The organism is Gilliamella sp. LMG 34361, from assembly GCF_984569075.1.
This window is the reverse complement of the sequence record NZ_OZ474903.1, coordinates 228,712-250,309: the sequence shown is the minus strand read 5'-3', so window position 1 is coordinate 250,309 and position 21,598 is coordinate 228,712. Positions and strand designations below refer to the sequence as shown.

Here is a 21,598-nt window from a genome sequence, read left to right as displayed (position 1 = left end):
GAGCATATAAAATATGGCGTGGAATCAGCCCGGAAATAACGGACAAGATAACGACCCATGGGGAAATAACAAAAAACCTTCCAATTCTTCGTCGGGAGGGTTACTCGATCAAATCAAGGATCTCTTAAAAAAAGGGAATTCAGGAAATAATCGAGGTTCTTCAGATATTAAACTGCCGATGAGTTTCTCAAAAATCATTATGTCTGTGATTTTTGTGCTTATCCTAATTTGGGGAGTAAGTGGTTTTTATACCATTAACCAAAATCAACGAGGTGTAATAACTCGTTTTGGGCAAGTCCAACCAGAAATTATCCAACCAGGCTTAAATTGGAATCCATCATTTATTGATACAGTTTATAAAGTCGATACTCAAGGTACTTATAATTTTAATGTGCATGGCGATATCATTACTACTAATGATAAAGGTGAAAACTTAGTTTTTGTTGAAATGAATGTACAATATCGAATCGGCGATCCTATCAAGTATTTATTTAATGTAACTAATGTTGAGGATAGTTTACGCCAAGCCGCAGATAGTGCGCTTAGAACATCTATTGGGAGTTCTAATATTGATGCAATTATTTCAGATGGACGTTCAGTTTTAGAGAACAGTACTAAAGAAGAACTTATCAATGTTATTTCTCATTATGATATGGGCATTACTATTGTTGATCTTAACTTCCAAGTAGCTCGTCCTCCAGTGGAAGTACAAGATGCTTACGCTGATGCTATTCGAGCTCAAAATGATAGTGAACGAGAAATAAAACAAGCTAAAGCCGATAAAGTTCAGTTAGTTCAGCAAGCCGAAGGTCGTTCTGCCACTATTTTAGCTGATGCAAATGCTTATAAAGTCAAAGTTGAATTAGAGGCTGTTGGTGATGTTGCACGATTTGAAAAATTATTACCGCAATATAAAGCCGCGCCTGAAATTACTAAAGATCGTTTATATATTGAAACGATGGAAAAAGTATTAACTAAAACCCAAAAAGTTATTGTTAATGATAAGAGTGGTAATTTATTAGTATTACCGTTAGAGCAATTAATGAAAAATAAAAGCGAACAATCACCTGAATCAGCTAACGTCTCAAATTTAGATAGTGATTATATAACTCCACCAACCACTACACCAGAGGAAGTTGGTAGTGCATCTCAAAATAATAATGAAGCACAAAACCGACCAACTGATAATAACAGTTCTATTAAACGTAGTACACGAACTATGGGGCGATAAGGAGAAAAAAGATGCGAAAATTATTGATTCCTATAGTTTTATTTTTAATTGTTGGGCTTTATTCAAGTGTTTATGTTATTGAGGAAGGCACGCGCGGTGTTGTTTTACGTTTTAATAAGATTATTGGGTTATCAGAACCTGGTTTGCATTTTAAAATGCCACTGGTTGATAGTATTAAAACCATTGACGCTAAAATACAAACTACTAATAGTTCAAATAATAATAATGAAAAGCGCTTTTTTAATGTTCAAAAGAAAGAGTTAATTGTTGACTATTTTGTGCAATGGAAAATTGTTGATTTTAATCGCTATTATGAAACTATTGCTGGTGGTAATGATGTCAATGACTTAATCTTGGCTCGTTTAAATGGCCGTTTGCGTTCTGAAATTGGTAAATTAAGTAACCGAGATATCATTAATGATTCTAACGCTGATACTAAATCAAGAAATTCGTTGATGACAAGTGTTAAAGATGCATTAAATGGCTCACTTCAAGATGTTGACGAAAATTTACCTATTGATAAATTAGTCACTGATGCGAAAAAAGATCCTGAAAATAGTAAAACCAGTTTAAGGGCTTTCGGGGTAGTTGTGATTGATGTTCGAATCAAACAAATTAATTTCCCTGCTGAAGTATCAGAATCAATTTATGCTAACATGCGAGCTGAACGTGGTGTTATAGCTCGTGAAAAGCGTTATGAAGGCAAAAAAACGGCCGAAGAAATAAGAGCAGAAGCTACATTTGAGAAAACTAAAATTATATCAGAAGCAGAGCGCCAAGCTCGTTCTATTCGTGGTGAAGGTGATGCAAATGCAGCTAAACTTTATGCAGATGCTTTTGGTAAAGATATTGAGTTTTTCAGCTTTATTCGCAGCTTAAAAGCTTATGAACAAAGCTTTACAGGTAATGATGTTATGGTCATTAGTCCTGATAGTGAATTTTTTCAATACATGAAACTAAAGTCTAACAAATAATACAATGAGTAAATAAACTATGAGTAATAATGTTGTCGTGCTAGGTACACAATGGGGTGATGAAGGCAAAGGTAAAGTTGTTGATTTACTCACAGAAAAAGCAAAATATGTAGTACGTTATCAAGGTGGACATAATGCTGGTCATACCTTAGTTATTAATGGTGAAAAAACAGTATTACATTTGATTCCATCGGGTATTTTGCGTAATGATGTTATTAGTATCATTGCTAATGGTGTTGTGCTTTGCCCAGATGCACTTATGAAAGAGATGAAAGAGCTAGAGGATAATGGTATTCCGGTTAAAGAGAGACTTCTTATTTCAGAATCATGTCCTTTAATTTTGCCTTATCATATAGCATTAGACCAAGCCCGAGAAAAAGCTCGTGGTGATAAGGCAATTGGTACCACTGGTCGTGGTATTGGTCCTGCATATGAAGACAAAGTGGCTCGTCGTGGATTACGTGTTGGTGATTTACGTGATCGCCAAGCATTTGCTGAAAAATTGAAGGAAGTCATGGAGTATCATAACTTCCAATTAGTTAATTACTACAAATCAGAAGCTGTTGATTATCAGAAAGTTCTTGATGAAACTTTATCGATTGCCGATATTTTAGTGGCGATGATTGCCGATATTCCGACTCTTTTAGAAGATGCTCGTAAAAAAGGCGAAAGAATCATGTTTGAAGGTGCACAAGGTACTTTGCTTGATATCGATCATGGTACTTATCCTTTTGTTACTTCTTCAAATACCACTGCTGGTGGTGTAGCAACAGGTTCAGGTTTTGGGCCTCGTTATGTTGGTTATGTATTAGGTATTGTTAAAGCTTATTCAACTCGTGTTGGTGCCGGCCCTTTCCCAACGGAATTATTTGATGATGTAGGTGAATATCTTTGTAAACAAGGTAATGAATTTGGGGCAACCACCGGTCGTCGTCGCCGTACTGGATGGCTTGATGCTGTTGCGGTACGCAAAGCGGTACAACTTAATTCAGTTTCAGGCTTCTGTTTAACTAAGCTTGATGTTTTAGATGGTCTTAAAGAGGTAAAAATTTGTGTTGGTTATCATTTACCAAATGGTGATGTGATTAAAAATGCACCGGCTGCCGCTGAAGATTGGAGTTTAGTCAAACCAGTATATGAAACAATGCCTGGCTGGAGTGAATCAACTTTTGGTGTCAAAAGTTATGACGCATTGCCACCTGCAGCTAAAGCTTATATTAAGCGAATTGAAGAATTAACTGAAACACCAATTGACATTATATCAACTGGACCAGATCGAAGTGAAACTATGATTCTACGTGATCCATATTCAGTATAATTTTAAATTAAGAAAAATCGGGAAAACTATCCCGATTTTTTTATTTTAAGCTTATTAATAAAGTATAATGATTTAAACCTATAAGAGGATATTATGGCAAAAATAGGGACACCGTTATCACCTAGTGCAACAAAAGTATTACTCTGTGGTGCAGGTGAATTAGCCAAAGAAGTTGTTATTGAATTGCAGCGTTTTGGCTGTGAAGTTATTGCTGTTGATCGTTATGCTAATGCACCTGCTATGCAAGTAGCCCATCGTTGTCATATTATTAATATGCTAGATGGAAATGAGCTAAGAAAAATAATTGAAGTAGAAAAGCCGGATTATATTGTTCCTGAAATAGAAGCAATTGCTACTGACACCCTAGTAGAATTAGAAAAAGAAGGTTTTACTGTTATCCCTACCGCTAAAGCGACGCAATTAACCATGAGTCGTGAAGGTATTCGTCGTCTTGCTGCTGAAGAACTTAAATTACCAACCTCTCCATATCGGTTTGCTGCAACTGAAAGCGAATATAAACTTGCGGTTAAGGAAATCGGTTTTCCTTGCTTAGTTAAACCGGTTATGAGCTCTTCTGGTAAAGGGCAATCTTTATTAAGAAGTGAAGCTGATATTGAATCTTCATGGAAATATGCTCAAGAAGGCGGTCGTGCCGGAAGTGGTAAAGTTATTATTGAAGGCTTTGTTGACTTCGATTATGAAATAACGTTATTAACCGTTAGACATATTAGTGGTGTTTCATATTGCCAGCCTATTGGTCATCGGCAAGAAAATGGTGATTATCGAGAATCATGGCAACCTCAGCCAATGTCATCTAATGCATTGTCTTTAGCGAAAGATATTGCTACCAAAATAACCGAAGCTTTAGGTGGTTATGGATTATTTGGCGTTGAATTGTTTGTTAAAGGTGATCAAGTCTGGTTTAGCGAAGTATCTCCGCGACCACATGATACCGGCATCGTAACATTAATATCACAAAATCTTTCTGAGTTTGCATTACATGCTAGAGCGATTTTAGGGTTACCTATACCTTTAATAGAACAATATGGTGCTAGTGCATCAGCGGTATTAATTGCAAATGGTGATTCTGACAAGGTTACATTCTCGAATTTAGATAAAGTACTAAGTGAAGCAGGCACTGATCTACGTTTATTTGGTAAACCTGAAGTAAAAGGTATAAGAAGAATGGGGGTTGTATTAGCTAAAGCACCAACTGTAGAAAAAGCGGTTGAAAAGGCTGTTAATGCTATTAAACAGCTAAAAATAACCTTTTAAATAGCCTTTTTGATTAAAAAGCAATCGGTTGAAGAAAAAAAAGCAAATTTTGTAAAATAGGGGTTGACGTAGGCAAGTGAAATGCGTAACATACGCAACCCTTGAGACAGCAAACTAAAACAAGCAATTGTGAAGTAAATTAAAACGCTGTCAGCTCTTTAAAAAGAAGAAACAGACAATCTGTGTGGGCACTTGCGAGACGAAAAATTAAAAGTCTACGGACTCAAAAAATTAAGTCTTGATAAGTGACACTGAAGATTCATTTGAATATGTCAGAGACAGTTATTGAGCATCAAACTTTAAATTGAAGAGTTTGATCATGGCTCAGATTGAACGCTGGCGGCAGGCTTAACACATGCAAGTCGAACGGTAACATGAGTGCCTGCACTTGATGACGAGTGGCGGACGGGTGAGTAAGGTATGGGGATCTGCCGAATGGAGGGGGACAACAGTTGGAAACGACTGCTAATACCGCATAATGTTGAGAAACCAAAGCATGGGACTTTCGGGCCATGCGCCATTTGATGAACCCATATGGGATTAGCTAGTTGGTAGGGTAAAGGCTTACCAAGGCGACGATCTCTAGCTGGTCTGAGAGGATGACCAGCCACACTGGAACTGAGACACGGTCCAGACTCCTACGGGAGGCAGCAGTGGGGAATATTGCACAATGGGGGGAACCCTGATGCAGCCATGCCGCGTGTATGAAGAAGGCCTTCGGGTTGTAAAGTACTTTCGGTAATGAGGAAGGTGGTGTATCTAATAGGTGCATCAATTGACGTTAATTACAGAAGAAGCACCGGCTAACTCCGTGCCAGCAGCCGCGGTAATACGGAGGGTGCGAGCGTTAATCGGAATGACTGGGCGTAAAGGGCATGTAGGCGGATAATTAAGTTAGGTGTGAAAGCCCTGGGCTCAACCTAGGAATTGCACTTAAAACTGGTTAACTAGAGTATTGTAGAGGAAGGTAGAATTCCACGTGTAGCGGTGAAATGCGTAGAGATGTGGAGGAATACCGGTGGCGAAGGCGGCCTTCTGGACAGATACTGACGCTGAGATGCGAAAGCGTGGGGAGCAAACAGGATTAGATACCCTGGTAGTCCACGCTGTAAACGATGTCGATTTGGAGTTTGTTGCCCTGAGTGATGGGCTCCGAAGCTAACGCGATAAATCGACCGCCTGGGGAGTACGGCCGCAAGGTTAAAACTCAAATGAATTGACGGGGGCCCGCACAAGCGGTGGAGCATGTGGTTTAATTCGATGCAACGCGAAGAACCTTACCTGGTCTTGACATCCACAGAATCTTGCAGAGATGCGAGAGTGCCTTCGGGAACTGTGAGACAGGTGCTGCATGGCTGTCGTCAGCTCGTGTTGTGAAATGTTGGGTTAAGTCCCGCAACGAGCGCAACCCTTATCCTTTGTTGCCAGCGGTTCGGCCGGGAACTCAAAGGAGACTGCCGTTGATAAAGCGGAGGAAGGTGGGGACGACGTCAAGTCATCATGGCCCTTACGACCAGGGCTACACACGTGCTACAATGGCGTATACAAAGGGAGGCGACCTCGCGAGAGCAAGCGGACCTCACAAAGTACGTCTAAGTCCGGATTGGAGTCTGCAACTCGACTCCATGAAGTCGGAATCGCTAGTAATCGTGAATCAGAATGTCACGGTGAATACGTTCCCGGGCCTTGTACACACCGCCCGTCACACCATGGGAGTGGGTTGCACCAGAAGTAGATAGCTTAACCTTCGGGAGGGCGTTTACCACGGTGTGATTCATGACTGGGGTGAAGTCGTAACAAGGTAACCGTAGGGGAACCTGCGGTTGGATCACCTCCTTACGAAGTGCTCGTAAGTGTTCACACAGATTGTTTGTTTAGAAAGAGTCACTTTATTGGGTCTGTAGCTCAGGTGGTTAGAGCGCACCCCTGATAAGGGTGAGGTCGGTGGTTCAAGTCCACTCAGACCCACCAATTCGACTGCTTAAGCTGATTGTTGGCTTGATTGGTTGATGAAGTGAGACAATGGGGCTATAGCTCAGCTGGGAGAGCGCCTGCCTTGCACGCAGGAGGCCAGCGGTTCGATCCCGCTTAGCTCCACCATTAAAGAAATCTCTTTTATCTATAAAAAATTATGTTTGTATTTATTTGATATTCGAATGAATAGAAAGATAAAGCTCTTTAACAATTAGGAACAAGCTGAAAGAAACGAGTTCTCGTTTTTATGGCAAGCTGATATATGAAAGTATATTGGATTGAGATAAGAAAGAGAAAAAAGCGTAATGAAAACCAAGACAACTGTGAGTTGTAAGGTTAAGAAATTAAGCGTACACGGTGGATGCCTAGGCAATCAGAGGCGATGAAGGACGTGTTAATCTGCGAAAAGCGACGGTAAGCCGATAAAAGGCGCTATAACCGTTGATGTCCGAATGGGGAAACCCAGTGTAGGTGACTACACTATCATCTGATGAATCCATAGTCAGATGAGGCGAACCGGGAGAACTGAAACATCTAAGTACCCCGAGGAAAAGAAATCAACCGAGATTCCCTAAGTAGCGGCGAGCGAAAGGGGAGTAGCCCAAGCGGGTAGCATAATGTATTAGTGGAAGCGTCTGGAAAGTCGCACGATAGAGGGTGAAAGTCCCGTACACGAAGATGCGTTATGTGGAAGCTTATAGAGTAGGGCGGGACACGTGATATCCTGTCTGAAGATGGGGGGACCATCCTCCAAGGCTAAATACTCCTGATTGACCGATAGTGAACCAGTACCGTGAGGGAAAGGCGAAAAGAACCCCGGGAGGGGAGTGAAATAGAACCTGAAACCGTGTACGTACAATCAGTGGGAGCTGTTGCCGTTGGGTAATAGTGACTGCGTACCTTTTGTATAATGGGTCAGCGACTTATATTCTGTAGCAAGGTTAACCGAATAGGGGAGCCGAAGGGAAACCGAGTATTAACTGTGCGTAAAGTTGCAGGGTATAGACCCGAAACCCGGTGATCTAGCCATGGGCAGGTTGAAGGTTGGTTAACACTAACTGGAGGACCGAACCGACTAATGTTGAAAAATTAGCGGATGACCTGTGGCTGGGGGTGAAAGGCCAATCAAACCGGGAGATAGCTGGTTCTCCCCGAAAGCTATTTAGGTAGCGCCTCATGAGTAACTGTTGGGGGTAGAGCACTGTTTCGGCTAGGGGGCCATCCCGGCTTACCAACCCGATGCAAACTCCGAATACTGACAAGTTTAATCATGGGAGACACACGGCGGGTGCTAACGTTCGTCGTGAAGAGGGAAACAACCCAGACCGCCAGCTAAGGTCCCAAAGTCATAGTTAAGTGGGAAACGAAGTGGGAAGGCTTAGACAGCTAGGATGTTGGCTTAGAAGCAGCCATCATTTAAAGAAAGCGTAATAGCTCACTAGTCGAGTCGGCCTGCGCGGAAGATGTAACGGGGCTAAAACTATGCACCGAAGCTGCGGCAGCGTATGTAAATACGTTGGGTAGGGGAGCGTTCTGTAAGCCGTAGAAGGTGCACTGTGAGGTGTGCTGGAGGTATCAGAAGTGCGAATGCTGACATAAGTAACGATAAAGCGGGTGAAAAGCCCGCTCGCCGGAAGACCAAGGGTTCCTGTCCAACGTTAATCGGGGCAGGGTGAGTCGACCCCTAAGGAGAGGCCGAAGGGCGTATCTGATGGGAAACGGGTTAATATTCCCGTACTGGCTATAACTGCGATGGGGGGACGAAGAAGGCTAGGTTTACCACCTATTGGATGGTGGGTTAAGCGTGTAGGGGTGTGATTAGGCAAATCCGGTCACTGAAACTCTGAGGCGTGATGACGAGGCACTAAGGTGCTGAAGTAATTGATGCCCTGCTTCCAGGAAAATCCTCTAAGCTTCAGGTTATAGTTAATCGTACCCGAAACCGACACAGGTGGTCAGGTAGAGAATACTAAGGCGCTTGAGAGAACTCGGGTGAAGGAACTAGGCAAAATGGTGCCGTAACTTCGGGAGAAGGCACGCTGATGGTAATTGAAGTCCCATGCGGATGGAGGTGAAATCAGTCGAAGATACCAGCTGGCTGCAACTGTTTAATAAAAACACAGCACTGTGCAAACACGAAAGTGGACGTATACGGTGTGACGCCTGCCCGGTGCTGGAAGGTTAATTGATGGGGTTATGCGTAAGCAGAAGCTCTTGATCGAAGCCCCAGTAAACGGCGGCCGTAACTATAACGGTCCTAAGGTAGCGAAATTCCTTGTCGGGTAAGTTCCGACCTGCACGAATGGCGTAATGATGGCCAGGCTGTCTCCACCCGAGACTCAGTGAAATTGAACTTGCCGTGAAGATGCGGTGTACCCGTGGCAAGACGGAAAGACCCCGTGAACCTTTACTATAGCTTGACAGTGAACATTGAGCCTTAATGTGTAGGATAGGTGGGAGACTAAGAAGCATGCACGCCAGTGTGTGTGGAGTCAACCTTGAAATACCACCCTTTAATGTTTGATGTTCTAACCTATACTTCTGAATCGAGGTAAGGGACACTGTCTGGTGGGTAGTTTGACTGGGGCGGTCTCCTCCCAAAGAGTAACGGAGGAGCACGAAGGTTAGCTAATCCTGGTCGGACATCAGGAGGTTAGTGCAATGGCAAAAGCTAGCTTGACTGCGAGAGTGACGGCTCGAGCAGGTACGAAAGTAGGTCATAGTGATCCGGTGGTTCTGAATGGAAGGGCCATCGCTCAACGGATAAAAGGTACTCCGGGGATAACAGGCTGATACCGCCCAAGAGTTCATATCGACGGCGGTGTTTGGCACCTCGATGTCGGCTCATCACATCCTGGGGCTGAAGTAGGTCCCAAGGGTACGGCTGTTCGCCGTTTAAAGTGGTACGCGAGCTGGGTTTAGAACGTCGTGAGACAGTTCGGTCCCTATCTGCCATGGGCGTAGGAAAATTGAGAGGGTTTGCTTCTAGTACGAGAGGACCGAAGTGAACGCACCGCTGGTGTACGGGTTGTGATGCCAATTGCATTGCCCGGTAGCTACGTGCGGAATAGATAAGTGCTGAAAGCATCTAAGTACGAAACTAGCCTCGAGATGAGTTTTCCCTGATGAGAATCAGTAAGGTCCGTTTGAGACTAAGACGTAGATAGGTCAGGTGTGTAAGTGTAGTGATACATTGAGCTAACTGATACTAATGAACCGAGAGTCTTAACCTTACAACTCGGAGTTGTTTTGGATACGCGAAGGTAGAGATAGATTAATAGATACTCGAACAGTTTGTTCCGGATTGAGGGATTGTTGTGGATATGAGATAATGCACAGCAATTGAGAGAAGAGAAGACAGAATATGTCTGGCGGTAATAGCGCGGTGGTCCCACCTGACCCCATGCCGAACTCAGAAGTGAAACGCCGTAGTGCCGATGGTAGTGTGGGTATTACCCATGTGAGAGTAGGGTGCCGCCAGACTTTTAAATATACGAGCCCAGCAGCAATGCTGGGCTTTTTTGCATTCTAAGAATAGTTAAAAATTCTTCTGAGGGTGAGATGAATTCATTAATCGCTTTTAATAAACCGTTTAATGTTGTGACACAATTTTCTGCACATGAAAAATATCAAACATTAAAAGATTATATGGCTTTACCTGGTTTTTACCCTGCTGGTCGTTTAGACACCGATAGTGAAGGTTTATTGCTGCTTACTAATGACGGTAAACTACAAGCAAAAATTAGCTCACCAAAATTTAAATTACCTAAAACTTATTGGGTGCAGGTAGAAGGATTAATAAATCGACAAGCCATAGATAAATTAACTAGTGGTGTGCAATTGAAAGAGTTTCATACTGCTCCAGCAATCGTGATATCACTTGCAGAGCCAACTAATTTATGGCAACGAATACCCCCTATTAGAGAACGCAAAACTATTCCTACTTCATGGATAAGTATTACCATAACAGAAGGAAAAAATCGACAGGTTAGAAGAATGTGTGCTGCGGTTGGATTCCCGTGTTTACGCTTAGTTCGTGTTCAGATTGGCAAATATAATTTATTCACTCATCAGTTACCGTTAGGCGAATGGCGTTCGATTGCTATTGGTGATCTTTATCTCCGCTAACCTCATTTAACAGACAATTCTAAAAGAATTATATTTTTTGAAAGATCAAAAGGATCAATTATATGATTCTCTTTGATCGAATCCTTTGGGCTTTATTGTAAAATAAGATAAAATGATCATTAATATTGATCGTAGGATAGATTATTTATGGTTGAACAAAAGAAAGAAGGTTTTTTTTCTCGTTTAAAGAAAGGTCTTTTTAAAACTAAACAAAATATTGGATCTGGTTTTCTAAGCTTATTTAAAGGCAAAAAGATCGATGATGAGTTGTTTGAAGAATTAGAAGAACAGTTGATCATTGCTGATGTCGGTTTCGATACCACACAAAGATTGATTAGTTCGTTAACACAACAAGCTTCAAGAAAAGAATTAAAAGATGCGGATGCATTACATGATCTATTAAAAAATGAAATGAAATCTATTTTAGATGGTGCTCAGCAACCACTTAATATAGAAAGTCATAAACCTTTTGTAATTTTGATGGTTGGCGTCAATGGTGTTGGGAAAACGACAACCATTGGTAAATTAGCACGTCAATTTCAACAACAAGGCAAATCAGTGATGCTTGCCGCTGGCGATACCTTTCGTGCTGCCGCGGTTGAACAATTGCAAGTCTGGGGTGAACGTAATAACATTCCTGTTATTGCTCAGCATATTAATGCTGACTCTGCATCGGTAATTTTCGATGCTATTCAGGCTGCAAAAGCAAAAAATATCGATGTTTTAATTGCAGATACTGCTGGTCGTTTGCAAAATAAATCTCATTTAATGGACGAATTGAAAAAAATAGTCAGAGTAATTAAAAAGCAAGATGAAACTGCGCCACACGAAATTATGCTAACTATTGATGCTGGAACTGGTCAAAATGCCATTAGTCAAACGAAATTATTTAATGAAGCTGTCGGTGTAACAGGGATGACATTAACTAAGTTAGATGGTACCGCAAAAGGTGGCATTATATTTAGCATAGCTGATCAATTTAATATTCCGATCCGCTATATCGGCGTAGGTGAAAAAATTGAAGATTTAAGACCTTTTATTGCTGATGATTTTATTAATGCCCTATTTGACGAAACGGAAGAATAGAGATAAATCATGATCCAATTTCAACGCGTTAGTAAAGTTTATTCGGGTGGTAAACCAGCTTTACAAAATATAACATTTACTTTAGCGCAAGGAGAAATGGCCTTTTTAACCGGTCATTCCGGCGCGGGTAAAAGCACGTTAATGCGTTTGATTTGTGGATTAGAAAAAGCAAATGACGGCAAGGTATTACTGAATGACGTTGATGTTTCCAGTTTGAAAAAACATCAAATGCCTTTTCTGCGTCGTACCATTGGTATGATTTTCCAAGATCATCAACTATTACTTGATCATACTGTTTATGATAATGTTGCTTTTCCATTAATTATCTTAGGTAAACCTGTTGAAGAAATTAAAAGACGAGTTTCTGCGGCATTAGATAAAGTTGGTTTGATTGATAAAATGAAATTTTATCCAATACAGCTATCTGGCGGTGAACAGCAACGAGTAGGGATAGCTCGAGCAATCGTCAATCGACCAACGGTTTTACTTGCTGATGAACCAACTGGTAATTTAGATGACAAACTCTCAGAAGATATTTTGAAATTATTTGAAGAGTTTAATCAAACCGGTGTAACTGTATTAATGGCAACCCATAACATGGGGCTTATTCGTCGAAAACATCATCGAATACTAAATTTAAATCAAGGACGTTTAGAGGTTAAAAGTTGATGATAAATGCGAAGGTTAAACCATCTAAACAAAAAACCAAAAACAATAATAGCTTTTTGGGCCGCTGGCAAAGGCAGATCAGCTACGCATGGCATAATGTGTTTAACTATTTTTACCAAAATATATTTGCCTCTTTGCTGACAATTTTAGTTATTGCTATATCAATTACTTTGCCGACTATAGGCTATTTATTATTGAAAAACGCCAATCAAGCGGCGGAACAGTGGTATCCGACGCCTAATTTAACAGTTTATATTAATAAAACTTTAGATTTAGAACAAACTAACGATTTAATTGATAAATTTAAGGCCATTGCTGAAGTTGAAAATGTGACTTATCTTTCTCGTGAAGATACACGAGAAGAGTTTAAAACTTGGTCTGGATTTGATGATGCTCTTGACCTACTCGATGAAAATCCATTACCCGCAGTTGCAATTATCTTTCCAATTGAAGAAGCTAAACAAACTAAAAAATTACACGATCTACAATCACAATTACGTAAAATAGATGGTGTTGATGATGTGCAACTTGATGACAGTTGGTTTACTCGATTAACAGCATTAACCCATATGGTAAAATCCATAGTATGGACGATTTCAATCTTTATGATTATTGCCGTATCACTAGTAATAGGGAATAGTATTCGATTAAATATCTTTGCACGTAGGCAGACGATTGTTGTTATGCAACTAATTGGGGCAACGGAAGGTTTTATTTTACGACCTTTTTTATACAATGGTATTTTTACTGGGCTAATTAGTGCTATTTTGGCTTTGATTCTATCGAAAGTATTTATCCTTCAAATAGATTCAACCATGTTGCATGTATCGGATGTTTTTGGAACAATAATTAATATAAAAGGTCTTTCATGGGATGAAAGCTTATTGATTATTTTATTCTCGATGATTATAGGCTGGTTTTCAGCATTTATTGCCACTAAAAAATATTTGAATAAAATGGTGATAGCTTCCTAATTGTAAATTAATTATCTACGATTTTTATTGGATGCTTTACTGCAAATATAATGATAAAAATGTGAACTAAATCACATTTTGGTGGTCTAACTAAACAGAAAGATTTTAAATAGCTACATTAATAGCGTGTAGCAAAATTAGTTTAATTTAAGGGGGAATTAAATGACTACTGATTTAAAAATGCAAGCAGGTGCTTTAATCCCACAAGGAAATATAGAATCTTATCTTCGCATGATAAATACTTATCCGATGCTAACTGCTGAGGAGGAAAAGTCTCTAGGTGAAAGACTTTATTATCATGATGATGTAGATGCGGCAAGACAATTAATTTTGTCTCATTTACGCTTTGTTGCGCATATTGCACGCGGATATTCTGGTTATGGTTTACCACAAGCTGATTTGATTCAAGAAGGTAACATTGGTCTAATGAAAGCGGTACGTCGTTTTAATCCCGGAATGGGTGTGCGTTTAGTCTCTTTTGCCGTACATTGGATAAAGGCTGAAATTCATGAATACGTACTAAAAAATTGGCGGATTGTTAAAGTTGCGACCACCAAAGCACAAAGAAAATTATTTTTTAATTTAAGAAAAAATAAACAACGTTTAGGTTGGTTTAATAGTGCTGAAGTCGATATGGTTGCTGATGAACTAGGTGTAAGTCGTAAAGACGTCTTAGAGATGGAATCACGTATGTCAGCCCAAGATATGTCATTCGATATTGATAATGATGACGATGATAATTCAATTGTCGCACCAGCGCTTTATTTAGAAGATGGTAATTCTGATTTTTCAAAATCGATCGAAAACGATAATTGGGAAAATGACGCAACTGACAAGTTACATGATGCCTTGTCTCAATTAGACGAACGTAGCCAAGATATTATCAAAGCACGTTGGTTAGATGCAGATGACAGTAAATCAACATTACAAGTATTGGCCGATAAATACAGCGTTTCTGCTGAACGTATTCGTCAACTTGAAAAAAATGCAATGAAAAAATTACGCGTCGCGATTGAAGCATAATTGCTTTTATTAATAATATATAAGCCCTACTTTAGTTAAAGTGGGGCTTTTTTATAACCTGATTTACTTAAACAAGATAAATTAAAAGAATTTAGGCTAGCAACACTAGAGATAATCTGTAACTATTTAGATTGCCAACCTAGTATATATTGGAATATATAAAGGAATAGGTTACGAATTAATCGCTAACCATGCAGCTTCTTGGGCATGTAATAGGGCTGTATCAAAAAAAGGAATGGGGTAATCTTGTTGGGATATCAATAAACCAATTTCAGTACAGCCTAAAATCACCCCTTCAGCACCTTGCTTAACTAGTTTATCGATAATATTGAGATAAGCTTGCTTAGATTCTGCTTTAATTTGCCCAAGACAAAGTTCATCATAAATAATATCGTTGATGATGATTCTATCTTGTTCATTAGGAATTAAAACATGTAAACCTTTTTCAATTAATTTTGATTTATAAAAGTCTTGTTCCATGGTGTACTTAGTACCAAATAAAGCAACCGATTTTATTTTATTTTTGATCAAATGTTTGGCGGTCACGTCGGCGATATGAATGATAGGAATTGTAATTGCTTTTTGAATTTGGTCTGCAACCTTATGCATAGTGTTAGTACAAATAATAATAAAATCAGCACCTGCCAATTCTAATCTCTTAGCTGCATCAGTTAAAATAATGGCGCTTTTATCCCATTCATTATTGGCTTGGCAACTTTCTATTTCCTGAAAATTGACGCTATATAATAGTATTTTAGCCGAATTTAATCCACCAAGTGATTTGCTAATAAATTGATTAATGATTTGATAGTAAGTAACGGTACTTTCCCAGCTCATGCCACCAATTAATCCAATTGTTCTCATTATTAATGCTCCATAATATCTTTCACTACTAATTCATCGTTAATTATTAGTATGTAATGATACTAAATTAGAATAAAATATCATCGAATATTGAAATTAATTTGTTATTAAATGGAAATTTATTATTAATGAAAAAATACAGAAATTATTTATGTTTTCTCTTATTTGGATTTTTATCATTTTCGTGCTTAGCTGAACCGAAGGTGATCCATGTCCTTGTTGCATTATGTGATAATAAGTATCAGGCAATTGCACCAGTCCCTGCAGCAATTGGTAATGGGCAAGACCCTAAAAATAATCTTTATTGGGGTGCCGCTTATGGCTTTAAAACCTATTTTGCTAAGCAAAAAGAGTGGCAAGTGGTTCAAGTTAATAAACCGACCAAAGGAAAAATCTTAGAAGAAATAATTTATAAACATCAAAGCAAGGATGTCTATCTTGTTGCCCAGGCATATGATGGTAAGTATATCGATGATACAGTTAATGATTTTTTAAGTTATTCGGCTGGAAAAAAAGAAGCACTGTTTTTTAGCGATAAAACCCAAATAGCTGCTGGAGGAAAAGCCAATTTAGTTGTTTATATTGGTCATGACTCCTTAATGGAGTGGTCTTGGCGTAATTATTTGCCCGATAGTTTACGTTGGGATACCTTGCCTCAAGAAGCGCAAGAAAAACAAAAATCACGCTATGCGGCGGTATTTGCCTGTAAAAGTCAGAAATATTTCACACCGCCATTATCTCGTTTAGGTATCAATCCATTGATTTTAACTTCGCACCGTATGGCGCCCGAAGCTTATAGTATTCATGCTATGATAAACAGTTGGTTGGATGGTGAATCAAAAGATGAAATAAGGCTTAAAGTAGCTAGTGCTTACAGCCAATATCAAAAGCTAAACAAACCAGCCTTACATATATTTACTACCGAATATAGCCAATAACTTATTAATAAAAAGGCAAATTAATATGTTGAAAACACCAAAAATAGTCATCTTAACTGGTGCAGGTATTTCTGCAGAATCAGGGTTATCAACATTCCGCGCGCAAAATGGATTGTGGGAAGGGCATGATGTGAATGATATTGCGACTTACGAAGGTTATTTGCGCGATCCGATTGCCGTGCATAATTTTTATAATATGTTACGCAATAAACTACAAAATCCTGAGGTAAAACCTAATGCTGCTCATTTGGCCCTAGCGCAGTTAGAACAGAAATTGGGTACCGATAATGTGCTAATTGTTACTCAAAATGTGGATAATCTTCATGAAAAAGCTGGTTCTCAAAGTATCATCCACATGCATGGTGACTTATTAAAGGTGCGCAACGAAAAAACAGGGCAGATTTTTGATTGTTATAAGAACGTAAATTATGGACAAAACAAACTAATCCGCCCACATATTGTTTGGTTTGGAGAAATGCCATTACAGATGGATGAAATCTATGATGCACTTTCTAATGCTGATTATTTTATTTCAATTGGTACATCAGGAAATGTTTACCCAGCGGCTGGTTTTGTGCAAATGGCGAATCAATTTGGTGTAAAAACTGTTGAACTCAATTTAGAGCCAAGTTTAGGTGAAAATTTATTTCAAACTAAAATTTACGGCCCAGCCAGCCAAGTGGTACCAGAATATATTAAACAATTTATTCAATAATATTATTTTAGCTGTTTAAGGTAGTTTTGGCCACCTAAATTGGACATCTGTCCCCTAATCCATTCGGCTCTTTTTTGTATCCTATCATCCGGATTGATAGGGCTCCATTTTCTTGGATTTGGAAGTGTCGCGGCTAGTAAACTCGCTTGATATGGCGTTAATTGATTTGCACTGACATTAAAATAGCGACGAGAGGCTGCTTCAATGCCAAAGATCCCTTCCCCCCATTCAACGCTATTTAAATAAATCTCAAGTGTGCGTTGTTTTGACCAAATAAGCTCAATCCAAACCGTAAACCATGACTCAATACCTTTACGGATCCAACTTCGCGATGGCCATAAAAAAATATTTTTTGCCACCTGTTGAGTTATGGTGCTGGCGCCACGGATTTTTTTATTTTTTTGATTATGAATTAATGCGCGGTTAATGGCTTTAAAATCAAAGCCCCAGTGATCAGCAAACTTTTGATCTTCAGCGGCAATAACAGCAATTTTAATATTATCTGAAATCTGATCCCAATCCTTCCATGTCCGCTGTTGAGTAGTATTCCAGTGGGTGATCTTCCTTTCCACCATTAACATAGTACCAAAAGGATTAATCCATCGCATTATGAGAACAAGAAAAACAGAGAGAAGCATTAATCCTATCAGGATTTTTACGGTGACGCTTAGTGTTTTTCTTAGTGTTAATTTCATAATGATAATATGAGTTAGAAATTTTAGTTAAAAAATAGTTAATTAAGATACGATATATTAACATTTAAATAAATAACTATTTATAAAATTCACAATTTGTTCTGGCTGATTGATATCTAATACTGGCAAAGATGTTATTAATGGCTCATCACTAGCAATGGCGATGGTAAAATCATCAACAAATAATGGTTTTTGGTTTTTTTCTCGATGACACATAATTTTAGGCATTTGTTCATCTTTAAATCCTTCAACCAAAATGACATCAACATCGGTAAATTGATTAATCAAGGTTTTTAAATCGGTAGGAATATCTGGTGTTTCCTTAATCAATGCATAACGCTTATCACAGGCAATAATCGTTTGTTGTGCTCCCGCTTTGCGTAACTCATAGCTATCTTTACCTGGGATATCTAACTCAATATCGTGATGGGCATGTTTTAATGAACCTACCTTAATATTTTGCAAAACCATTAATGGGATGATCTTTTTTAGTAAAGTTGTTTTACCACATCCGCTATATCCAGTAATACCAATAATTTTTTTACTATTCATAGATTTTCAACATTATCATGTTATATTTAAGTGCAAATATTACATCATTTTATACAAGATTAAAGGTAATGGTATGTACGATTTTTTAAATGATTATAACCAAACGGTTCACCCTCAATTATTAAAAGAGTTTATCGATATCAATAATGAAAAATTGAGTGGTTATGGCTTAGATGACTGTTGTAATGATGCCATCAATCATATTAGGCAAATATTAAAATCACCGGATGCCGATATCCATTTTATGGCAGGAGGAACTATTACCAATTTAACGGCAATTTCCCATATTTTAAAACCATATCAAGCAGTGATTGCAGCCGAGACCGGACATATCAATGTGCATGAAACCGGTGCTATTGAGGCGACAGGGCATAAAGTGATAACAGTTAAAACCGAAGATGGTAAATTAACGCCGGAATTAATAAAACCCGTTTTAGATTATCATTGTGACGAACATATGGTTCAACCGAAATTAGTTTATATTTCTAATACCACCGAATTAGGTACTATATATAGCAAGCAAGAACTGAAAAAACTGTATCAATTTTGTCAAAATAATCAGCTTTATCTCTATTTGGATGGTGCACGTTTAGCAATGGCATTAAGTGCGAAAGATAATGATATTACTTTCCCTGACTTAGCTAAATATACTGATGTATTTTATATTGGTGGTACTAAAGTTGGTGCTTTTGCAGGTGAGGCGTTGGTATTTAATAATCACGCTATCAATCATGACTTCCGGTTTAATATGAAGCAAAAAGGAGCGATACTAGCAAAAAGTTGGATTATAGCCGTACAGTTTAAAGCGTTTATGCAAAATGATCTCTATCTTTCATTAGGTAAACATAGTAATGCTATGGCTGAAAAACTAAGTAGCTTATTTGAACACGAAGGATTTACCTTTGCAGCAAAACCACAAACCAATCAACTATTTGTTAATCTACCAAATCAACTAGCCAAAAAAATTATTTCGCTTTATGCCGTGGATAATTTAGGACAAAGTGATCCAGCCCACATTTGTTTACGCTTTTGTACTTCATGGTCAACACAGGACGTTGAAATAGACAACTTTGCTAAACAGCTAAAGAAATTGCTTAACAAATAATAGCACGTTTTTATTTAGCAATTGATTTATGAGCTAAAAATTGAGGAATGGGGTTTTTGAAGCATAAAATCACTGAAAATCCCACTTACATCTGCTTAGTTTTGCAACGATCTAATCAGAAAAACTAAACAGTAATATAAAAAAGTTGAGGAACAGGGTTTTTAATTCTCAAAATCATCGATTTATTACTACTTTAGATGTTTTTTTAAGTCTCAAATATTGGCTTTAATTGCAAAACTGGCACTTTCGAGCATTTCAACGGTATTAATATTGGTAAAACTAGCTGGTTTGTCACTAAAATCAACAGCAATTGAATTAATTTGCTGTAAAAATAACATCAGTTTGCGATTGCCCTCTTCTAAATAATTTTTTAATTGTGGGGTAATGGATTTATTAATTAATAAAATGGTTGGGTGGTCCTTTCCCCCATCAAACGGATAGATAGCTTGATGAGTTGCGGTAAATTTTACTAAACGAACGATAAGATCATTGGGTAAAAAAGGAGTATCACAACTAACAAATAAATTCCAAGTGGTAGTGCTGCGTAATAAACCACTATAAATTCCGGAAAGAGGTCCTAAGAATCCCTTCAAATCATCACAAAATACTGGATAACCTAGCGAGTGATATTGATCAACATGACGGTTACAATTAACCATTAACAAATCGACTTGTGGTTTAATTCGATTAATGACATGTTGAAAAAGTGGTTTTCCAGCTAATAACATCAACCCTTTATCCACACCATTCATACGGTTACTTTGCCCACCCGCTAAAATAATGGCAGTAATAGGCAGTTTTTCCATAAATTCTTCCTCTTTTACATTGCCAAAAAACAAAATAACATTACTATATAGCAAAGTTATTTTTTAGGCATAAAATATATTCGTTTATGAATCTTTCTAAATGCACTATTTAGAATTAAAGCCGAGTATATATTAGAAGCTTTTTAATATATATTGCAATGTTAGGATTAACATAAAGGTTTATATCATCATCTTCAATTTAGTTGAATAATTAAAAAGGTAGTTATTATGAAATGTCATCGTATTGATGAGTTAATCGAGTTATTACAACCAGCTTGGGAAAACGATTCCGATCTCAATTTATTACAGCTATTAGATAAATTGGGTAAAGAAGCTGGTTTTGATGGTGATTTAAAAGATCTAAGTGATGAAGTTTTAATTTATCATTTAAAAATGCGTAATTCAGATAAAAATGAAGCCATACCTGGATTAAAGAAAGATTATGAAGATGATTTTAAATCAGCATTATTGAAAGCTCGCGGAATTATTAAAGAATAAGGAGAATGAACTAAATGAAAAAAACGCTTATTGCTATTGGAGTATTACTAAGCTCTATAACTTGTTTTGCGCAAGAAGCACCAGCAGATACTAAAAATAATACGACCACAGCAAGTACAGCCCCTCAAGCAGCGCCAATTGAACTAGATAAACAATATTTTGCTTTACCATTAGAACCCTCTCCAGATAAAGAAGTTGTAGAATTTTTCTCATTTAACTGCCCTAGTTGTTTTAAATTTGAAAGCGAATATCATGCACCAGATGCGATTGCTAAAGCATTACCAAAGGATACGAAATTTAGACGTTATCATTTAGAAGATTTTGGTCCTTTAGCGAAAGAGCTAGCTGAAGCATGGGCGGTTGCTAACATTTTAGGTATTGAAGATAAAGTATCTGATGCACTTTATAAAGCGATACAAACCGAACGTAAAATAAAAACCGCTGATGATATCAAAGCCGTCTTTGCTGACTTAGGTGTTGATGCCGAAAAGTTCGATAAAACTAAACAAAATTTCTTATTTAAGGCGTTTATGGCTCAACAATCTGATGCAATTAAGCAATTACGTCCTGGATCAATTCCTACAGTTTTTGTTAATCGTAAGTTTTTTGTGAATTCCCGTGGCCTTAATACCGATAATTCCACTGATTATGTAAACGATTATGCGAGAGTAACAGCCTATTTAGTGGATTTAGATCCGAATATTAAGATAGAGAATAATAAAGAAACTGAAGGCGAAGCAAAAAAATAAGCCGTTCAAGTTTTTAACCGTTTA

General features: G+C 38.2%; 17 protein-coding genes, 2 tRNA genes, 3 rRNA genes and 2 pseudogenes. 20 read left to right on the top strand and 4 right to left on the bottom strand.

Features of this window, described 5'->3' with window-relative positions; all coding sequences use genetic code 11:
• The first annotated feature begins 13 nt into the window (after positions 1-13).
• The 15 genes and pseudogenes from hflK to AC5LXI_RS01230 form a co-directional block, all read left to right on the top strand.
• Positions 14-1,231 carry an FtsH protease activity modulator HflK gene (hflK, locus tag AC5LXI_RS01300; protein ID WP_493443186.1) on the top strand — a complete coding sequence of 406 codons (1,218 nt, stop codon included), beginning with the start codon at positions 14-16 and terminating at the stop codon, positions 1,229-1,231.
• An 11-nt stretch (positions 1,232-1,242) separates the two neighbouring features.
• Positions 1,243-2,205: a protease modulator HflC gene (gene hflC, locus AC5LXI_RS01295; RefSeq protein ID WP_493443185.1), complete on the top strand. Its 963-nt coding sequence runs from the start codon at positions 1,243-1,245 to the stop codon at positions 2,203-2,205.
• A 19-nt stretch (positions 2,206-2,224) separates the two neighbouring features.
• Positions 2,225-3,523: an adenylosuccinate synthase gene (locus tag AC5LXI_RS01290; RefSeq protein WP_493443184.1), complete on the top strand. Its 1,299-nt coding sequence runs from the start codon at positions 2,225-2,227 to the stop codon at positions 3,521-3,523.
• Between the two features lie 93 nt (positions 3,524-3,616).
• Entirely contained in the window at positions 3,617-4,798 is a 1,182-nt protein-coding gene (gene purT / locus AC5LXI_RS01285; protein WP_493443183.1) for a formate-dependent phosphoribosylglycinamide formyltransferase, read from the top strand.
• A gap of 301 nt (positions 4,799-5,099) precedes the next feature.
• A 16S ribosomal RNA gene (locus tag AC5LXI_RS01280) occupies positions 5,100-6,637 on the top strand.
• Between the two features lie 55 nt (positions 6,638-6,692).
• Positions 6,693-6,769, top strand: a tRNA-Ile gene (locus tag AC5LXI_RS01275).
• Positions 6,770-6,822: 53 nt separating this feature from the next.
• Positions 6,823-6,898 (top strand) — tRNA-Ala (locus tag AC5LXI_RS01270).
• Between the two features lie 208 nt (positions 6,899-7,106).
• Positions 7,107-10,005, top strand: a 23S ribosomal RNA gene (locus AC5LXI_RS01265).
• A 134-nt stretch (positions 10,006-10,139) separates the two neighbouring features.
• A 5S ribosomal RNA gene (gene rrf / locus AC5LXI_RS01260) occupies positions 10,140-10,255 on the top strand.
• Together the 16S, 23S and 5S rRNA genes with 2 tRNA genes alongside form the textbook arrangement of a ribosomal RNA operon.
• Positions 10,256-10,333: 78 nt before the next feature.
• Entirely contained in the window at positions 10,334-10,900 is a 567-nt protein-coding gene (locus tag AC5LXI_RS01255; protein ID WP_493443182.1) for a pseudouridine synthase, read from the top strand.
• 162 nt (positions 10,901-11,062) lie between these two features.
• Positions 11,063-11,986 (top strand): annotated as a pseudogene (gene ftsY, locus AC5LXI_RS01250) (signal recognition particle-docking protein FtsY); the annotation flags it as partial.
• A 9-nt stretch (positions 11,987-11,995) separates the two neighbouring features.
• Positions 11,996-12,655 (top strand): cell division ATP-binding protein FtsE, encoded by a 660-nt coding sequence (ftsE, locus tag AC5LXI_RS01245; RefSeq protein WP_493443181.1) that lies wholly within the window; start codon positions 11,996-11,998, stop codon positions 12,653-12,655.
• Positions 12,655-13,629, top strand: coding sequence for a permease-like cell division protein FtsX (gene ftsX, locus AC5LXI_RS01240; RefSeq protein ID WP_493443180.1), 975 nt, complete (start codon positions 12,655-12,657; stop codon positions 13,627-13,629). Before ftsE ends, ftsX begins: the two co-directional genes overlap by 1 nt.
• Before the next feature lie 162 nt (positions 13,630-13,791).
• On the top strand, positions 13,792-14,652 hold the full coding sequence (gene rpoH / locus AC5LXI_RS01235; RefSeq protein WP_493443179.1) for an RNA polymerase sigma factor RpoH: 861 nt from the start codon (positions 13,792-13,794) through the stop codon (positions 14,650-14,652).
• A 78-nt stretch (positions 14,653-14,730) separates the two neighbouring features.
• A pseudogene (locus AC5LXI_RS01230) lies at positions 14,731-14,814 on the top strand (hypothetical protein); the annotation flags it as partial.
• A gap of 9 nt (positions 14,815-14,823) precedes the next feature.
• Here AC5LXI_RS01230 and AC5LXI_RS01225 read toward each other — a convergent pair.
• Positions 14,824-15,516, bottom strand: coding sequence for an aspartate/glutamate racemase family protein (locus AC5LXI_RS01225; RefSeq protein ID WP_493443178.1), 693 nt, complete (start codon positions 15,514-15,516; stop codon positions 14,824-14,826).
• Positions 15,517-15,644: 128 nt separating this feature from the next.
• Here AC5LXI_RS01225 and AC5LXI_RS01220 point away from each other — a divergent pair, with 128 nt between their 5' ends.
• Entirely contained in the window at positions 15,645-16,454 is an 810-nt protein-coding gene (locus tag AC5LXI_RS01220) for a hypothetical protein (RefSeq protein WP_493443177.1), read from the top strand.
• Between the two features lie 25 nt (positions 16,455-16,479).
• Entirely contained in the window at positions 16,480-17,169 is a 690-nt protein-coding gene (gene cobB / locus AC5LXI_RS01215; protein WP_493443176.1) for a Sir2 family NAD+-dependent deacetylase, read from the top strand.
• 2 nt (positions 17,170-17,171) lie between these two features.
• Here cobB and mtgA read toward each other — a convergent pair whose 3' ends face one another.
• Together mtgA and mobB are read right to left on the bottom strand one after the other, a co-directional pair.
• Positions 17,172-17,864, bottom strand: a complete 693-nt coding sequence (mtgA, locus tag AC5LXI_RS01210; protein ID WP_493443175.1) for a monofunctional biosynthetic peptidoglycan transglycosylase — start codon at positions 17,862-17,864, stop codon at positions 17,172-17,174.
• A gap of 57 nt (positions 17,865-17,921) precedes the next feature.
• On the bottom strand, positions 17,922-18,416 hold the full coding sequence (mobB, locus tag AC5LXI_RS01205) for a molybdopterin-guanine dinucleotide biosynthesis protein B (protein WP_493443174.1): 495 nt from the start codon (positions 18,414-18,416) through the stop codon (positions 17,922-17,924).
• A gap of 73 nt (positions 18,417-18,489) precedes the next feature.
• Here mobB and AC5LXI_RS01200 point away from each other — a divergent pair, with 73 nt between their 5' ends.
• Complete coding sequence (locus AC5LXI_RS01200; protein ID WP_493443173.1) at positions 18,490-19,521, top strand: threonine aldolase family protein; 1,032 nt, start codon at positions 18,490-18,492, stop codon at positions 19,519-19,521.
• A gap of 212 nt (positions 19,522-19,733) precedes the next feature.
• On the opposite strand, the gene mobA is transcribed toward AC5LXI_RS01200, so the two are convergent.
• The gene (gene mobA / locus AC5LXI_RS01195) at positions 19,734-20,327 is read right to left on the bottom strand and encodes a molybdenum cofactor guanylyltransferase MobA (RefSeq protein ID WP_493443172.1); all 594 of its coding nucleotides are present in this window, start codon (positions 20,325-20,327) and stop codon (positions 19,734-19,736) included.
• A 228-nt stretch (positions 20,328-20,555) separates the two neighbouring features.
• On the opposite strand from mobA, the gene AC5LXI_RS01190 reads away from it, so the two are divergent.
• Complete coding sequence (locus AC5LXI_RS01190; RefSeq protein ID WP_493443171.1) at positions 20,556-20,825, top strand: YihD family protein; 270 nt, start codon at positions 20,556-20,558, stop codon at positions 20,823-20,825.
• 14 nt (positions 20,826-20,839) lie between these two features.
• Positions 20,840-21,574, top strand: a complete 735-nt coding sequence (locus tag AC5LXI_RS01185; protein ID WP_493443170.1) for a DsbA family protein — start codon at positions 20,840-20,842, stop codon at positions 21,572-21,574.
• Positions 21,575-21,598: the final 24 nt, after the last annotated feature.

Bases quoted from the DNA above. Each gene is read 5' to 3' on its own strand.
- mtgA (WP_493443175.1), bottom strand. From the start codon at position 17,864: ATGAAATTAACACTAAGAAAAACACTAAGCGTCACCGTAAAAATCCTG.
- AC5LXI_RS01255 (WP_493443182.1), top strand. From the start codon at position 10,334: ATGAATTCATTAATCGCTTTTAATAAACCGTTTAATGTTGTGACACAA.
- rpoH (WP_493443179.1), top strand. From the start codon at position 13,792: ATGACTACTGATTTAAAAATGCAAGCAGGTGCTTTAATCCCACAAGGA.
- AC5LXI_RS01190 (WP_493443171.1), top strand. From the start codon at position 20,556: ATGAAATGTCATCGTATTGATGAGTTAATCGAGTTATTACAACCAGCT.
- purT (WP_493443183.1), top strand. From the start codon at position 3,617: ATGGCAAAAATAGGGACACCGTTATCACCTAGTGCAACAAAAGTATTA.
- ftsE (WP_493443181.1), top strand. From the start codon at position 11,996: ATGATCCAATTTCAACGCGTTAGTAAAGTTTATTCGGGTGGTAAACCA.
- AC5LXI_RS01290 (WP_493443184.1), top strand. From the start codon at position 2,225: ATGAGTAATAATGTTGTCGTGCTAGGTACACAATGGGGTGATGAAGGC.
- cobB (WP_493443176.1), top strand. From the start codon at position 16,480: ATGTTGAAAACACCAAAAATAGTCATCTTAACTGGTGCAGGTATTTCT.
- ftsX (WP_493443180.1), top strand. From the start codon at position 12,655: ATGATAAATGCGAAGGTTAAACCATCTAAACAAAAAACCAAAAACAAT.
- AC5LXI_RS01185 (WP_493443170.1), top strand. From the start codon at position 20,840: ATGAAAAAAACGCTTATTGCTATTGGAGTATTACTAAGCTCTATAACT.
- hflK (WP_493443186.1), top strand. From the start codon at position 14: ATGGCGTGGAATCAGCCCGGAAATAACGGACAAGATAACGACCCATGG.
- mobB (WP_493443174.1), bottom strand. From the start codon at position 18,416: ATGAATAGTAAAAAAATTATTGGTATTACTGGATATAGCGGATGTGGT.
- AC5LXI_RS01220 (WP_493443177.1), top strand. From the start codon at position 15,645: ATGAAAAAATACAGAAATTATTTATGTTTTCTCTTATTTGGATTTTTA.
- AC5LXI_RS01200 (WP_493443173.1), top strand. From the start codon at position 18,490: ATGTACGATTTTTTAAATGATTATAACCAAACGGTTCACCCTCAATTA.
- mobA (WP_493443172.1), bottom strand. From the start codon at position 20,327: ATGGAAAAACTGCCTATTACTGCCATTATTTTAGCGGGTGGGCAAAGT.
- hflC (WP_493443185.1), top strand. From the start codon at position 1,243: ATGCGAAAATTATTGATTCCTATAGTTTTATTTTTAATTGTTGGGCTT.
- AC5LXI_RS01225 (WP_493443178.1), bottom strand. From the start codon at position 15,516: ATGAGAACAATTGGATTAATTGGTGGCATGAGCTGGGAAAGTACCGTT.